Here is a 13,594-nt window from a genome sequence, read left to right as displayed (position 1 = left end):
CGCCGCCCCCATTCCCCAGCGCCCACGCATGCAACTCGCCAGTCACCCGGAAATGGGTCACTGGCGTCTTTCATTGTTCGGCCTGACGCTCGGGCTGGTGACCGGCATCGACTTCTCGTCCACGCTGATGATGGGCGTGGCCAGCCAGCATATCCAGGGCGGCGTCGGTGCCGCGCCGGAAGATTATCTGTACGCGATCTCGGCCTACGCGGCCACCGCGGTGCTGATGAACATGGTGCTGGACCAGGTCGCGCGCCGCGTCACCTACAAGCGCTTCACCATCGGGTCGCTGCTGGTATTTGTCCTGGGCTCGCTGATCTGCGCCGAGTTTGCCAGCCCCACCGGGCTGATCACCGGCAAGGCGGTGCAGGGGCTGGGTGCCGGCGGCCTGTTCGCGGCCTCGCGCATCCTGGTGCAGCTGGTATCGACGCCGGCCGAGCGCGGCCCGCTGATGCTGCGCTTCGGCGGCGGCGCGTTCTCAATGCTGGCGATCACGCCGTGGCTGACCAGCATCTTCCTGGACGATATCGGCTGGCGCGCGGTGTTCCTGTTCCAGGCCGGCATTGCGCTGCCGGTACTGCTGTCGGTGGCGCTGACCTACCCGACCCGCGCGCCACGCGACCCGCATCCGCCGGTATCGACACTGGACTGGCCCGCCGCCATCGCCGCCGCGCTGGGCGCGCTGGTGTTCCTGCATACGCTGCAGGAGATGCGCTACACGCGCTTCTTCAGCTCGCTGGAAATGCCGCTGGCCGCGCTGTGCGGGCTGGCATTGTTCGCCTTCAGCGGCTGGCGGCTGTATCGCCATCCGGATCCATGGATCGACTTCTCGCGCCTGGCCGGACGCCAGTACCTGTACGGGCTGGGCTTCTACACGCTGTACTACCTGCTCTCGTCGGCCTGGTCGTTCCTGCTGCCCTCGCTCACGCAGACCGGGCTGGGGCTGACCTTCCGCACCACCTGCATGCTGTTGTCGACCAGCGGCACGGTGTCGGCCATCGGCGCCATCGTCATTACGCTGGGCATGGCGCTGGTGTTCCGCAAGCGGCGCGTGATCGCCATCGGCTTTGTCGTCTACGCCTGCGCGGCGATGCTGCTGTCGCAGCAGCTGATGCCGGGCGCGCCGGATTACGCGCTGGTGCCGGTGGTGCTGCTTGAAGGGCTGACGCCGGTGCTGCTGATGGTGCAGGTGGCATCGATGACTTACCTGGAAGTGCCGGTCGAGGATTTCTCGCACGCCTACCAGTTCAAGAACGTGTGCAAGCAGATCGCCTCGGCAATGGGCACGGGGCTGGCGAGCGTGTTCATGCAGGACGGCCTGGCACAGCACCGCACCCACCTGGTGGAACACATCACCCGCTACAACCCGGTGCTGCAGGCGCCGGATGCGCTCTCGGCAACGAGTCTGGCCAAAATCTCGCTGGAAGTCGACCGCCAGGCCACGCTGCTGGCCGGCATGGACATGCTGCACGGCTTTGCCGTGTTGTGCGTGGTGGCGGCGGTGTTCGTGCTGGCGCAGCGCAGCTTCCGGTAAGGAACCCACGCGCCGGGCGCCAGGCCATGTCCGGGGCCGGTACTGGCGCAATCCCGCCATTTCCTCTACCCTTTCGGCCTTTCCGTGCCAATCCGGCGAACCGCGCCGGGCTACGTAAATGGCCAGCCCCACCGATTCCCGCCAGAACCCGCCGCGAGCACCGCAGACCGCCGACAGCGCCGCCGCCACGCCCGAAAAGCCGAGCGACAGCTATGTGCAGTCCTTTGCACGCGGGCTGTCGGTCATCCGGGCCTTCAACGCGCAGCACCCGGCCCAGACGCTGACCGAGATCGCCCAGGCCAGCGGCCTGACGCGCGCCGGCGCGCGCCGCATCTTGCTGACGCTGGTGGGGTTGGGCTACGTGCAGGCCGACGGCCGCCTGTTCCGGCTGACGCCCAAGATCCTGGACCTGGGCTTCGCCTACCTGACCTCGATGCCGTTCTGGAACCTGGCCGAGCCGATCATGGAGACGCTGTCGCAGCAGGTGCATGAAAGCTGCTCGATCTCAGTGCTGGACGGCACCGAGATCGTCTACGTGCTGCGCGTGCCGGCGCGCAAGATCATGACCATCAACCTGTCGATCGGCAGCCGCCTGCCGGCCTATTGCTCGTCGATGGGGCGGGTGCTGCTGGCCGGCCTGGCCGAGCCCGAGCTCGACAGCGTGCTGCGCGCCACCGACCTGCGCGCGCGCACCAGCCGCACCGTCACCGACGTGGATGCGCTCAAGGCCATCGTCGCCGACATCCGCAAGCGCGGCTGGGCGCTCAACGACCAGGAGCTGGAAGAAGGGCTGGTGTCGCTGGCCGCGCCGATCCGCAACCGTGCCGGCCACACCATCGCCGCCATCAATATCAGCGGCCAGGCCAACCGCACCAGCGCGCAGGAGATGCTGGAGCGTTTCCTGCCGCCGCTGCTGGAAGCTTCGGAGAAGATTTCCGGGCTGGTCGGGCTGCGCACCTGAGCGCAGCCGCGGGGATCAGACTGCCGCGGGCAGCTCCACGCTGCCGAACTCGGCCGAGCGCGTGCCGTCCAGCGGCCGGTTGCTGGCCCCGAAATACGCAAACGCCACTGACAGCTTGACCGCGTCGGAGGCATTGCGGCCGGCCGCATGGAACAGCCGGCTGTCGAAAAACAGCACGTCGCCGCGGTGCAGCGCCAGCGGCTGCGCGGCATCCAGCAGGGGCTGGCTGGCCGGGTGGGCTTCGATCAGGAATTCGGCCGGGTCCAGCTGGCCCGGCTCCAGCTTCGCCTGGTGCGAACCCGGGATGACGCGCAGCACGCCGTTGCGTTCGTCCTCGTCGCCCAGCGCCAGCCACACCGTCACCAGTTCCGGCCGGGCAAACGACCAGTAGCGCGTATCGCGGTGCCAGCCAGTCTGGCTGCCGTAGTGCGGATGCTTGGTCATCACGCAGTTGTGGTGCGCCAGCGTGATGCGGGCGGGCTCGCCCAGCAGCGCCTGCACCACCGCCACCAGCTTCAGGGCGCTGGCCCAGCGGCGGAAGACCTCGTCGCGCCCGTAGGCCTGGCGCAGCCGCCTGACCGTGCCGCCGCCGGCGGCATCGCGTGCGGCCGGCGCGCCGGGATAGCCCAGGTCGGCCTCGAACTCCACCGGCGGCACCGCCGCGGCCAGGTGCTCACGCGTCACCGCCTCCAGCGCCGCGCACGCCGGCTCATCGGCAAAGCCGCGCAGGATCACGAAACCGTTGGCGTGGAAGGCCTGCACCAGGCGCGGCAGCGCGCCGGCATCGGCAGACAGGACGGAGGAAGGCAGGTCGGCGCAGGGGTCCAGCGAGGTCATTGCAGCAGGCGCGGTACAGGCAGCGGAAAGAGGAATGGGAAGGGCCGCGGTGGCCCGACAGGCTCATGATGCCAGAACCGGCGCAATCTGGCGCAGGCGCTGCACCATAACCATGCAGACAGCGCCGGGGCACTCACTCTCCGTACGGAAACAGACGGTGCCGCGTGCCGCCCGCGCCGCTACAATGCGCTGGTCTTCACCCGATATTCCCTGCATCCACCCGTTTTTTCCACCTTTTGCGCCGAGGCCCAACGTGACAGCTCGCCCACGCATCGTCGCTTCGCTGGCCGAGGCCCAGGCCCAGCTGGGCCGCATCGTTCTTGGCAAGCCGCAGCAGGTGCGGCTGGCGCTGGCCTGCATGCTGGCACGCGGCCACCTGCTGCTCGAAGACGTGCCCGGCGTCGGCAAGACCACGCTGGCCCATGCGCTGGCGCGCACGCTCGGGCTGCAATACCAGCGCGTGCAGTTCACCAGCGACCTGTTGCCGGCCGACCTGATCGGGGTTTCGGTCTTTGTCCGCGACGCCGGCGAATTCCGCTTCCATCGCGGCCCGGTGTTCGCGCAGGTGGTGCTGGCCGACGAGATCAACCGCGCGCCGCCCAAGACCCAGAGCGCGCTGCTCGAGGCCATGGCCGAGGGGCAGGTGACCCATGACGGCACCACGCACGCGCTGCCGTCGCCGTTTTTCGTGATCGCCACGCAGAATCCGCTGGAGCAGATCGGCACGCATGCCTTGCCCGAATCGCAATTGGACCGCTTCACCATGCGGCTGTCGCTCGGCTACCCCGACCCCGCCTTCGAGCGCGTGCTGTACCTGGGCGGCGCCAGCGCGCCGGAGCTGCCGCCGGTGATGGATGGCAGCCAGGTGCTGGCGCTGCAGGAGGCTGCCACACAGGTGTACGCCAGCCCGGCGCTGGTGGACTACGTGCTGGCGCTGGTGCAGGCCACGCGCAGCCACGGCGGCTTTGCCGCGGGGCTGTCGCCGCGCGCCGGGCTGGCGCTGCTGGCCTGCGCGCGCGCCTGGGCCCTGCTGGCCCAGCGCAACATGGTACTGCCGGAAGATGTGCAGGCGGTCTTCACCGCGGTGGCCGCGCATCGGCTGCTGCCCGCCGGCGCGGGCGGCCACGCCGCCGTTGCCGGCGAACTGGCCGCGCTGCAGGCCGGCGTGGCCATTCCCTGAAAGCCATGGCGGCGCGCAAAAGCGTGCTCCGCGGCGCGCCGGTCATGGCTCAGCGCCGCACGGCGGGCCGGCGCCCGACCGGCGGAACTGGCGGCACGCTGCTGCTGGATCGGCGCCACCTCTATATCCTGCCCACCCGCGGCGGCCTCGGCTTTGCGGTCGTGCTGGCGGCGATGCTGCTGACTTCGCTGAACTACAACATCAGCCTGGGCTTTGCGCTGACCTTCCTGCTGGCCGGCATCGGCATGGCGTGTATGTGGCTGGCCTACCGCAACCTGCTCGACCTCGCCGTGGCCGCGGGCCCGGCGGCGCCGGCCCATGCCGGGCAGGATGCCGTGTTCCAGCTGCGCATCGACAACCGCGATGCCGACGCGCGCATCGGCATCGAGGCGCGCGTGCCGACGCTGCCAAACGTGGCAACCGCCATGCTGACGCTCGATGGCAGCGCCAGCGAGATGCTCGCCCTGCACGTGCCGACTGCGCGCCGGGGCCGGCTGGTGCTGCCGCGCGTGGCGATCGCCAGCCGCTTTCCGTTCGGGCTGTTCCGGGTCTGGAGCTATGCGGACCTGGACATGTCGACGCTGGTCTATCCCGCCCCGGAGCCCGATGCCCCGCCACCGCCTGCCGCATATCGGCCAGACGCTGGCGATGGCGTGCACACGGCCGCGAGCGCGGCAAGCAGCGACGACGGCATCGACCAGCTGCGCCGCTACCGCAGCGGCGACCCGCTGCACCGCATCGCCTGGAAGCACAGCGCGCGCACCGGCCGCTGGCTCAGCCGCGCCGGCGATCCACCGCAGCAACCGGCGCGCTGGCTGGACTGGTACGCACTCCCGGCCGGCATGGAGGCGGAAGCGCGGCTGTCGCGCCTGTGCGCGTGGCTGCTGGCCGCCGGTGACGATGCCGAGATCGGCCTGCGCCTGACCGGCGTAGAACTGCCGCCAGCGCGCGGCGCCAGCCACCGGCGCGCCTGCCTGGAAGCGCTGGCGTTATGGCCGCAACGGCCCGCGGCCTGCCGCGCCGGAGACCGCGCGTGAAACCCGTCGCGCGGCCGCTGCGGCATGACGACCATGGGCTGCTGCTGGGCCAGCTGGCGCTGGTGCTGGCGCCGCAGGCGCGCACGCTGCCGGTGGCGGTCAGCCTGTTGCTGGTGCTGCTGCTGGGCTGGCGCTGGCTGCTATGGCGGCGGCGGGCGCCGCTGCCTTCGCGCTGGATGCTCGGCATCACCGCGGTAATGGTGCTGCTGGTGGCCAGCGCGCTGGTGTGGCAGGACGGCGGCGGCATGGGGCGCGAGCTCGCCGTGGCGCTGCTGGGAGCCTTTGTCATCCTCAAGCTGCTGGAATGCCGCGCGCTGTCGGACGCGACGCTGGTCACGCAGCTGTCGTTCTACCTGCTGCTGACGCTGTACCTGTCCGACCAGCCGTTCTGGCTGGCGCTGTACAGCCTGGCGATCGGCGCCTGGGTGCTGCGCAACTGGCTGTTGCTGCACCACCCCGAGGCGCGCAGCCGGCTGGCGATCTGGCCGCTGCTGGGACGCATGGCGCTGCTGGGGCTGCCGTGGGCACTGGCGCTGTTCGTGCTGTTCCCGCGGCTGGAGCACCCGCTGTGGCAACTGCCGCAATCGGCGCCGCGCGGCACCACCGGCATCAGCGACACCATGCGGCCGGGCAGCGTCGGGCAGCTGATCCGTTCTCCCGAAATCGCCCTGCGTGCCGAGGTCGCCGGCCCGCCGCTGCCCGCCGCGGCGCTGTACTGGCGTGCGCTGGTGCTGTGGGAATACGACGGCACCACCTGGCACCCGTCGCGGCAGCGCCGGCAGCAACTGGCGCCAGCGCCCGCCGCCGGCAACACGAATGGCATCGACATCAGCATCACGCTCGAGCCCAGCCAGCAGCGCTGGCTGTTCGCGCTGGACCGCGGCCAGGCACTGTCCGCCGGCGTGGATGGCGCCGCCACGCCCGACGGCGAGTTCATGGTGCGCCGGCCGGTGGACCAGCGCATCCGCTACCGCACGCATTCCACGCTGTCCCCCGCGCCCGAAGCGCTGACAGCCGCCACGCGCCGGCTGGCCCTGAGCCTGCCGGACGGCAATCCGCGCGCCCGCGCGCTGGCCGCCCAATGGGCCGACCGCCATGCCGATCCCGTCGCGCGCGTGCAAGCCGCGCTGCGGCTGTTCGCGGCGGCGCCCTTTGCCTATACGCTGAGCCCACCGCCGCTGGGCAGCGACCAGGTCGACAGCTTCGTGTTCGACACCCGGCGCGGCTTCTGCGAGCACTACGCCAGCAGCTTCGTCTTCTTGATGCGCGCCGCCGGCGTGCCCGCGCGCGTGGTCACGGGCTACCAGGGTGGTGAGTACAACCCCATCGGCAACCACTACGTGGTGCGCCAGTCCGATGCGCATGCCTGGGCCGAGGTCTGGCTCGACGGCCGCGGCTGGGTGCGCGTGGACCCGACCAGCGCCGTTGCCCCGGGTCGCATCGAACAGGGGCTGGATGCGGTAGTGGGCAGCGAAGCCGCGGACTGGCGGCCGTCGCAGCAACCGGCATGGCTGAAGGACCTGCGCTGGGCCTATGAAGGCGTCGTCTACACCTGGCAGCGCTGGGTGCTGCAGTACGACCATGCGCAGCAGCAGCGGCTGCTGCTGGCACTCGGCGCCGGCGTGGGCGCCGGGCAGTTGCTGGCCGGCGTGCTGGGCGCACTGTGCCTGCTGGCGCTGGTGCCGCTGTGGCGGCGCCGCGGGCCGGCAGACCCGGTCGATGCGGCCTATGCCCGCTTCTGCGCCCTGCTGGCCCGCCACGGCTGCGAGCGCGCCCAGGCCGAAGGACCGCAAGACTTCGCCGCGCGCGCCAGTGCGCGGCTGCCGCGCGCGGCCGACGCGATCGCTGCCGTCAGCGCCGCCTATGTCGGCTTGCGCTACGGCAACCTGCCGGCCGCGGGCCATGCGCAGGCGCTGGCAGCGATGCGGGCAGGCATTCGCCAGATCGCCGCGGCGTTGCGGCATTAAGCCCCCGCCAGCCACGCCGGCCGGCACGCCCTGCCGGGATTAGCTTCGCTTGATATAATTACATCTGCAACTATATCGAATGCAATCGATCCGCCGCTCGCGTGGATCGCAACGCCTCCAGCCATGTCTTTCGAACAACGCATCGACCGCTTCTGCGCCCGCCATCCCGAGGCCCCGCGCGACCTGATCCTGGCCTCCAGGCTGCTGCTGCGCACCGCGCGCCTGCTGCGCGGCCATATCGACCAGGCGCTGGCCCCGTTCGAACTGGACATGAGCCAGTACCTGCTGCTGAGCATGCTTGCCGTCGACGAAAACCGGCCCAGCATGCCGTCCGAGCTGGGCGCCACGCTGGACGCCACGCGCACGCAGATGACGCGGCTGCTGGACGGCCTGGAAGCGCGCGGGCTGCTGCGCCGGCGGGCGTCGGCCAGCGACCGGCGCAGCCTGGAGCTGACCCTGACCCCGGCCGGCCGCCGGCTGCTGGAGCGCGCCGCGCCCGCGGTGCATGCCGCCTACGGCGAGGCCTGGGCGCCGCTCGGCGCAGGCGGCCTGGCCGGCGCCACGCGTGCGCTGACTCAATTGCACCAGACCCTGGAGGGGCTCCAGCCATGAAGCCCGGCTCACCCTGGCAGCCTCTGTGGCGATTGCGCGTCAGCATGCGGTGGCTGCGCTGGCTGAGCCACCGGCAGCGCCAGACCCTGCTGATGATGCTGCTGGCGCTGGCCACCGGCTTGGAGTTCCTCGAGAACATCATGTTCGTGTTTGCCTCCAGCCATATCGTCGGCGGCCTCGACGCCGACCCGCGCAGCTTCGCGCTGGTGCAGGCGGCCTACGCCGTGGGCAGCATGCTGATGATCCTGAAGCAGCAATGGCTGTCGCGCCGGTTCGGCTACCGCTACTACCTGACGGGGGCGCTGCTGCTGTTCATGGCGGGCACGGTCGTGGCCGCAACCAGCCATGCGCTGCCGCAGATGGTGGTGGCGCGCTTTATCCAGGGTGTGGGCGGCGGCGCGCTGTTCACCAGCTGCCGCATCCTGGTCAACGTGCTGTTCGGCCCGACCGCGCGTCCGCGCGCCACCCGCATTTTCATGATCGGCATCTTCTCGGGGTCGGCGCTGGGCCCGGCCTTCGCCGCCGAGCTGATCGACCATGGCGTATGGCAGGACGTGTTCTACGGCGTGCTGCCGTTCGCCGCGCTGGCCACGCTGGGTGCCTGGCTGCTGCTGCCGGATGCGGAGCCGCGCACCGATACCGGCGGCCCCGCGCTCGGGCCGCTGCTGCTGTTCGGCGCCGCCATCGTGACCTTGCAGGCGGCGCTGACCGAGGCGCGCTTCGACGTGTTCTCGCACCCGCTGAGGCTCGCGCTGGTGGCCGCCGCGGGCCTGGCGCTGCTGGCCGTGTTCCTGTGGCACCAGTGGCACCACAGCGAACCCGTGCTGCACCTGCGCGCACTGCGCCACCCGGTGTACCTGACCGGCCTGGCGATGTACTTCGTGTACTACATGATCAGCAACCTGAGCGGCTACCTGTTCCCGATCTACGCCGAGCAGGCGCTGAAGATCCCGCTGGCGGCCACCGGCTGGCTCAACACCTTTGCCGCGCTGGTCAGCCTGGCCGGCATCTTCGTCTACCTGCAGGTGGCGCCGCGCCTGACGCGCAAGAAGCCACTGATGGTCGCCGGCCTGGTGCTGATGGCCGCCACGGCATGGTGGTTCTCGCAGATGCCGCCCGACGCCGGCCCGCCGGCGCTGGCATGGGGGCTGGTCGGCAAGGGCCTGTTCGGCGTGCTGGTGATCATCCCCATCGCCGGGCTGACGTTCCGGGCGCTGGGTCCCGATGAATTCGCCCATGGCTACCGCAGCAAGAACCTGATGCGGCAGGTCGCCGGCTCCTTTGCCTCGGCGCTGGGTGCGGTGCTGCTGCAGAACCGCCAGTTCGCGGTGCACGACAGCCTGCTGCACGCGGTGGGCCAGCGCCCCGCCGAGACCGAACACTGGATGGCTGCCATGCAGGCGGCATTGGCCGCACGCGGCTTCGATGCGGCGCAGGCCCACCTGGGCGCGCTCGCGCAACTGAACGGGCTGATCGAGCAGCAGGCCAGGCTGATTGCCTGCGAGGATATCTATCGGCTGATTGCGGTGCTGGCGCTGGGGGCGGCGGCGTACATGCTGCTGCAGCGGCGACTGCCCTGAAGCCCGCGCGAGCGGCTATGCGCAAGCGGTGCGACGACTGGAACTACTGCGGAACAGACGCGGAATCTTGGGGAGAAGCGAAGGCACCGCGCGCGAGGCGATGGCGCGGACGGGTCGCAGTGCCGGCGGATGCGGCACCGGCGAAGTACCTGCTCAGAACAGCGAGAGCTGGCGCATGCCGAAACCGATGGTCTCTTCCACGCGCGCACGGGCGTGGGCCAGCGAGCCTTCTGCGCCAGAGTAATTGCCGGCGGCCCAGTGGTAGACCACGGGGATATCGCCGCGCTCGGACAGGCGCACTTCGCCAAGCTTGTCGCCGCGTTCGTTGCGGTAGAAGTGTGAGCGATAGCCGCGCTCCCAGTGGGGGGCGACAACCTTCTTGCGCCGCCGGGGCTTCGGCGCGGAGCCGGCGGTGGACGTCGTGGACGTCAGTCGCCGCGCTCTATCGGTACCCGGCGTGATGGCGCGGGTGAAATCCAACTGCATAGACTTCCTCTTTGTCGATTCAGCAGAACCAGGGTCGGCGGGGGCTGCCGCCGCATGCTTCGTGCATCGCAGTCGAGATAATACCTGCTGGCGCGCTTTCTGTAAGCAGTTCGTTGCGCTGAATCCCGCCTCCGGCAAGGCTTAGCGGGCCGTATACCGGCTTCGTATACGTGTCGGTATACGTCGGGGTATACGGCCCGCGCGGGCAGCAAAGCCTTGCCAGTTAACGGCTTGCGGGCAGTCTGGCGTGCCCGCGGCAATCAGCCCAGGTCGAGCGGAATGAAGATGCGCGCATCGTCGCGCTGCACCAGCAGTGCCACCTGCTTGCCCGATTTCGATACCAGCGACTTGAGCTGTTCGGGCGAGCTGATGGGCGTGCCGTTGAGCGACAGGATCACGTCGCCCGGCTGGATGCCGACGCGCGCGGCGGGACCGGCCACGTCCTCGACCACCAGACCGCCGTCGATGCCGCTGCCACGCTTCTCCGCCGGCGTGAGCGGGCGCACCGCCAGCCCCAGCCGGCCACCGGCCTCGCTGCCACCGCCCTTCTGTGCGACGGCCCGGTCCCTGGCCGTGCCCACCGTCACCGACAGCGTCATCGGCTGGCCCTTGCGGATGATCTTCAACGAGGTCTGCGTGCCCGGCTTGATATCGGCCACGTGCTCGGGCAGGTCGCCCGAATGGTCGATCACGTCATTGTCGAGCTGCACGATGACGTCGCCAGGCTTCAGGCCAGCGCGCGCGGCCGGGCTGTCGGGCTCGACCGAGTTGACCAGCGCACCAGTAGGCTTGGGCAGCCCGAACGATTGTGCAAGCGCCTGGTTCACCTCCTGCACGCTGATGCCGAGACGACCGCGCGTGACCTTGCCATGCGCCACCAGCTGCTGCTGCACCTTGGTGGCCACGTCGATCGGGATCGCGAACGACAGGCCCTGGTAGCCGCCGGTCTGGCTGTAGATCTGCGCATTGATGCCGACCACCTCGCCGCGCTGGTTGAACAGCGGCCCGCCCGAGTTGCCGGGATTGACGGCAACATCGGTCTGGATGAACGGCACATAGGTATCGTCCGGCAGCGAGCGCGACTTGGCGCTGACGATGCCCGCGGTCACGGTGTTCTCGAAGCCGTAGGGAGAACCGATCGCCAGCACCGGCTCGCCCACGCGCACCTGCGAAGGATCGCCCAGGCGCACGGCCGGCAGGTTCTTGGCGTCGATGCGGATCACGGCCACGTCGGTCTGCGGATCGCTGCCGAGCACCTTGGCCTTGAACTCGCGGCGGTCGGTCAGCTTGACCGTGACCTCCTGCGCGCCGTCGACGACGTGCGCATTGGTCAGGATCAGCCCGTCCGGGCTCACGATAAAGCCCGAGCCCAGTCCGCGCACCAGTTGCTGCTGGCCGCCTTGCGGACCCTGGAACTGCGGCCCGAAACGCTTGAAGAACTGGAACAGCGGATCGTCCGGATCGATGCCCGGGGGCATCTGCGCCGCGGTGCGCTGGGCGCGCGCGGTGACGCTGATATTGACCACGGCGGGCCCGTACTGTGCCACGATGCCGGAGAAATCCGTCGGCGTGGCCACGGCGGCCGCCGGCTGCGCTGGCGCGACGGCTGGCGCAGGTGCCGCGTACCCCGGCGTGATGACTTCCTTCTGCAGATAGGCATAGCCGCCGCCAAGGGCGGCAAGGGCCGCGATACCAACGGCCGTGCGAGCAATGGTCTGGCGCATCATGTGTGGTTCCTTTCCTTGTGCATCAGGCGTCGGCAGTTTGCGACGCGACACGGTCATGCTAGCGACCCAGACTTAAAACAGACTTAAGGGTCAGCACCAGGCCATGCACGGGCGTATCGAGCACATTTCGGCGAAATGAAAATTTATCTTGCGCACAATCTAATTGTGTCTAATATATCGCCATGGAACGCGACAACGACCCCTCCCCGGATTTGCTGCTACTGGATCGCCAGCTGTGCTTTGCGCTGTATTCAAGCTCACTGGCCATGACCAAGTTGTACAAGCCACTCTTAAGTGAGCTTGGACTTACTTATCCGCAATATTTGGTGATGCTGGTGTTGTGGGAGGCGGAAACGCTGACGGTCTCGGACCTCGGCGCGCGGCTGGCGCTGGACTCGGGGACGCTGACGCCACTATTGAAGCGGCTGGAGACGGCGCGGCTGGTCACGCGCACCCGTGACGCAGCCGACGAACGGCGGGTGCTGGTCAGCCTGACCGACTCCGGCCGCGCATTGCGCCAGCGCGCAGCCCGTATTCCTGAACAGATGTTGTGCGCCACGCAGTGCCCGGTCGAAGAGATCCAGGCCCTGACGCAGCGCCTGCATGCACTGCGGTCGACGCTTGAACAGGCGCGGACCGATTCCAGCCTGCCGGACTGACGGCAAGCATTGATACGCCCCTCTCGGGCAACAAACCGGAGCCTTAGATGAAACTCGAAAAAGTCGTTTATACCGCCCATGCCACCGCCACCGGCGGCCGTGACGGCCGTGCCACCACGTCCGACGGCCAGCTCGACGCCAAGCTGGCCGTGCCCAAGGAAATGGGTGGCGCCGGCAATGGCCTGAATCCGGAACAGCTCTTTGCTGCCGGCTATTCGGCCTGCTTCCTGGGCGCCATGCGCTACGTGGCCGGCCAGCAGAAGATCACCGTGCCCGCCGATGCCACGATCGAAGGCGCGGTCGGCATCGGCCCGATCCCTCAAGGCTTCGGCATCCAGGTCGAACTGAAGATCTCGCTGCCGGGCTTCGAGCGCGAGGCTGCCGAAAAGCTGGTCGAACAGGCGCACCAGGTGTGCCCGTACTCGAACGCGACGCGCGGCAATATCGACGTGACGCTGACTGTGGTCTGATCGGCAAGCATGGAAAAGGCCGGTATCGCTTGCGCGATACCGGCCTTTTTGTTTTGTCGCACTGCCGGCTACCGGGCCGGCTCGGTTGCTGGCAGTTGCGCGCAAAATGCGCGCTTCTGTGTCGAACTCAAGCGCTTGATCTCGATTTCCGCTTTCAACGCTTCGGATTTCGTGTCGAAGCGCAATTGGCCCAAAACGCGTATGGGCTTGCGCGATCGCGTATATTTAGCGCCTTTTCCGGACAGATGCTCGGCGAAGCGGCGGGCAACATCGGTCGTGATCCCGGTGTAGATGGAATCGCCGGTGCATTCGAGCAGATAGAGGTACCAGGCGCTGTCAGCCGACATGGGATGGGTAATGGGGATTCAGCGGTAATAGTATTACGCCGGAGCGGCGGCGGCGAGCCATTCCATTTTCCGCCGCGCCAAAAGCAAAAACCCCCAGCCTTTTGGGGCTGGGGGTTCTGCGGAATAAGAGCCTGGCGATGACCTACTTTCACACGGGAATCCGCACTATCATCGGCGCGGAGCTGTTTCACGGACCT

General features: G+C 68.9%; 13 protein-coding genes. 9 read left to right on the top strand and 4 right to left on the bottom strand.

The annotated features are described in order from the left end of the window. Together AC3WRR_RS35565 and AC3WRR_RS35560 are read left to right on the top strand one after the other, a co-directional pair. Nucleotides 1–1,534, top strand: a 1,534-nt coding sequence (locus tag AC3WRR_RS35565) for an MFS transporter (RefSeq protein WP_492299527.1), incomplete at its 5' end; no start/stop codon positions are given. Between the two features lie 118 nt (nt 1,535–1,652). After that, nucleotides 1,653–2,495 (top strand): IclR family transcriptional regulator, encoded by an 843-nt coding sequence (locus AC3WRR_RS35560; protein ID WP_010809799.1) that lies wholly within the window; start codon nt 1,653–1,655, stop codon nt 2,493–2,495. Between the two features lie 15 nt (nt 2,496–2,510). On the opposite strand, the gene AC3WRR_RS35555 is transcribed toward AC3WRR_RS35560, so the two are convergent. Next, nucleotides 2,511–3,332 (bottom strand): phytanoyl-CoA dioxygenase family protein, encoded by an 822-nt coding sequence (locus AC3WRR_RS35555; protein WP_492299525.1) that lies wholly within the window; start codon nt 3,330–3,332, stop codon nt 2,511–2,513. Nucleotides 3,333–3,585: 253 nt separating this feature from the next. Between AC3WRR_RS35555 and AC3WRR_RS35550 the strand changes: the two genes are divergently transcribed. The 5 genes from AC3WRR_RS35550 to AC3WRR_RS35530 all read left to right on the top strand — a co-directional run bounded on the left by AC3WRR_RS35550 (nt 3,586) and on the right by AC3WRR_RS35530 (nt 9,708). After that, the gene (locus tag AC3WRR_RS35550) at nt 3,586–4,512 is read left to right on the top strand and encodes an AAA family ATPase (RefSeq protein ID WP_439672307.1); all 927 of its coding nucleotides are present in this window, start codon (nt 3,586–3,588) and stop codon (nt 4,510–4,512) included. Nucleotides 4,513–4,517: 5 nt separating this feature from the next. After that, complete coding sequence (locus AC3WRR_RS35545) at nt 4,518–5,549, top strand: DUF58 domain-containing protein (protein ID WP_492299522.1); 1,032 nt, start codon at nt 4,518–4,520, stop codon at nt 5,547–5,549. Then, a complete protein-coding gene (locus tag AC3WRR_RS35540; RefSeq protein ID WP_041688273.1) occupies nt 5,546–7,516 on the top strand; it encodes a transglutaminase TgpA family protein in 1,971 nt (656 codons plus the stop codon). The genes AC3WRR_RS35545 and AC3WRR_RS35540 overlap by 4 nt, the downstream gene beginning before the upstream one ends. 123 nt (nt 7,517–7,639) lie before the next feature. Beyond that, nucleotides 7,640–8,128 (top strand): MarR family winged helix-turn-helix transcriptional regulator, encoded by a 489-nt coding sequence (locus AC3WRR_RS35535; protein ID WP_011616385.1) that lies wholly within the window; start codon nt 7,640–7,642, stop codon nt 8,126–8,128. Continuing rightward, complete coding sequence (locus AC3WRR_RS35530) at nt 8,125–9,708, top strand: MFS transporter (protein ID WP_011616384.1); 1,584 nt, start codon at nt 8,125–8,127, stop codon at nt 9,706–9,708. The genes AC3WRR_RS35535 and AC3WRR_RS35530 overlap by 4 nt, the downstream gene beginning before the upstream one ends. A gap of 153 nt (nt 9,709–9,861) precedes the next feature. Here AC3WRR_RS35530 and AC3WRR_RS35525 read toward each other — a convergent pair whose 3' ends face one another. Both AC3WRR_RS35525 and AC3WRR_RS35520 read right to left on the bottom strand, forming a co-directional pair. Further along, nucleotides 9,862–10,194, bottom strand: a complete 333-nt coding sequence (locus AC3WRR_RS35525) for a hypothetical protein (protein WP_010809792.1) — start codon at nt 10,192–10,194, stop codon at nt 9,862–9,864. Nucleotides 10,195–10,454: 260 nt separating this feature from the next. Next, nucleotides 10,455–11,921 carry a DegQ family serine endoprotease gene (locus AC3WRR_RS35520; protein WP_454749995.1) on the bottom strand — a complete coding sequence of 489 codons (1,467 nt, stop codon included), beginning with the start codon at nt 11,919–11,921 and terminating at the stop codon, nt 10,455–10,457. Between the two features lie 182 nt (nt 11,922–12,103). On the opposite strand from AC3WRR_RS35520, the gene AC3WRR_RS35515 reads away from it, so the two are divergent. Beyond that, on the top strand, nt 12,104–12,580 hold the full coding sequence (locus AC3WRR_RS35515; RefSeq protein ID WP_011616382.1) for a MarR family winged helix-turn-helix transcriptional regulator: 477 nt from the start codon (nt 12,104–12,106) through the stop codon (nt 12,578–12,580). A 47-nt stretch (nt 12,581–12,627) separates the two neighbouring features. Continuing rightward, complete coding sequence (locus tag AC3WRR_RS35510; protein ID WP_010809789.1) at nt 12,628–13,050, top strand: organic hydroperoxide resistance protein; 423 nt, start codon at nt 12,628–12,630, stop codon at nt 13,048–13,050. A gap of 68 nt (nt 13,051–13,118) precedes the next feature. Here the strand turns inward: AC3WRR_RS35510 and AC3WRR_RS35505 are convergent, their stop codons facing one another. Further along, complete coding sequence (locus AC3WRR_RS35505; RefSeq protein WP_010809788.1) at nt 13,119–13,397, bottom strand: GIY-YIG nuclease family protein; 279 nt, start codon at nt 13,395–13,397, stop codon at nt 13,119–13,121. Nucleotides 13,398–13,594 lie beyond the last annotated feature (197 nt).

Source organism: Cupriavidus sp. FW305-3-2-15-C-LB2, from assembly GCF_058787575.1.
This window is presented reverse-complemented; position numbering and strand designations above follow the sequence as displayed.

Bases quoted from the DNA above. Each gene is read 5' to 3' on its own strand.
- AC3WRR_RS35560 (WP_010809799.1), top strand. From the start codon at position 1,653: ATGGCCAGCCCCACCGATTCCCGCCAGAACCCGCCGCGAGCACCGCAG.
- AC3WRR_RS35555 (WP_492299525.1), bottom strand. From the start codon at position 3,332: ATGACCTCGCTGGACCCCTGCGCCGACCTGCCTTCCTCCGTCCTGTCT.
- AC3WRR_RS35545 (WP_492299522.1), top strand. From the start codon at position 4,518: ATGGCGGCGCGCAAAAGCGTGCTCCGCGGCGCGCCGGTCATGGCTCAG.
- AC3WRR_RS35535 (WP_011616385.1), top strand. From the start codon at position 7,640: ATGTCTTTCGAACAACGCATCGACCGCTTCTGCGCCCGCCATCCCGAG.
- AC3WRR_RS35530 (WP_011616384.1), top strand. From the start codon at position 8,125: ATGAAGCCCGGCTCACCCTGGCAGCCTCTGTGGCGATTGCGCGTCAGC.
- AC3WRR_RS35525 (WP_010809792.1), bottom strand. From the start codon at position 10,194: ATGCAGTTGGATTTCACCCGCGCCATCACGCCGGGTACCGATAGAGCG.
- AC3WRR_RS35520 (WP_454749995.1), bottom strand. From the start codon at position 11,921: ATGATGCGCCAGACCATTGCTCGCACGGCCGTTGGTATCGCGGCCCTT.
- AC3WRR_RS35515 (WP_011616382.1), top strand. From the start codon at position 12,104: ATGGAACGCGACAACGACCCCTCCCCGGATTTGCTGCTACTGGATCGC.
- AC3WRR_RS35510 (WP_010809789.1), top strand. From the start codon at position 12,628: ATGAAACTCGAAAAAGTCGTTTATACCGCCCATGCCACCGCCACCGGC.
- AC3WRR_RS35505 (WP_010809788.1), bottom strand. From the start codon at position 13,397: ATGTCGGCTGACAGCGCCTGGTACCTCTATCTGCTCGAATGCACCGGC.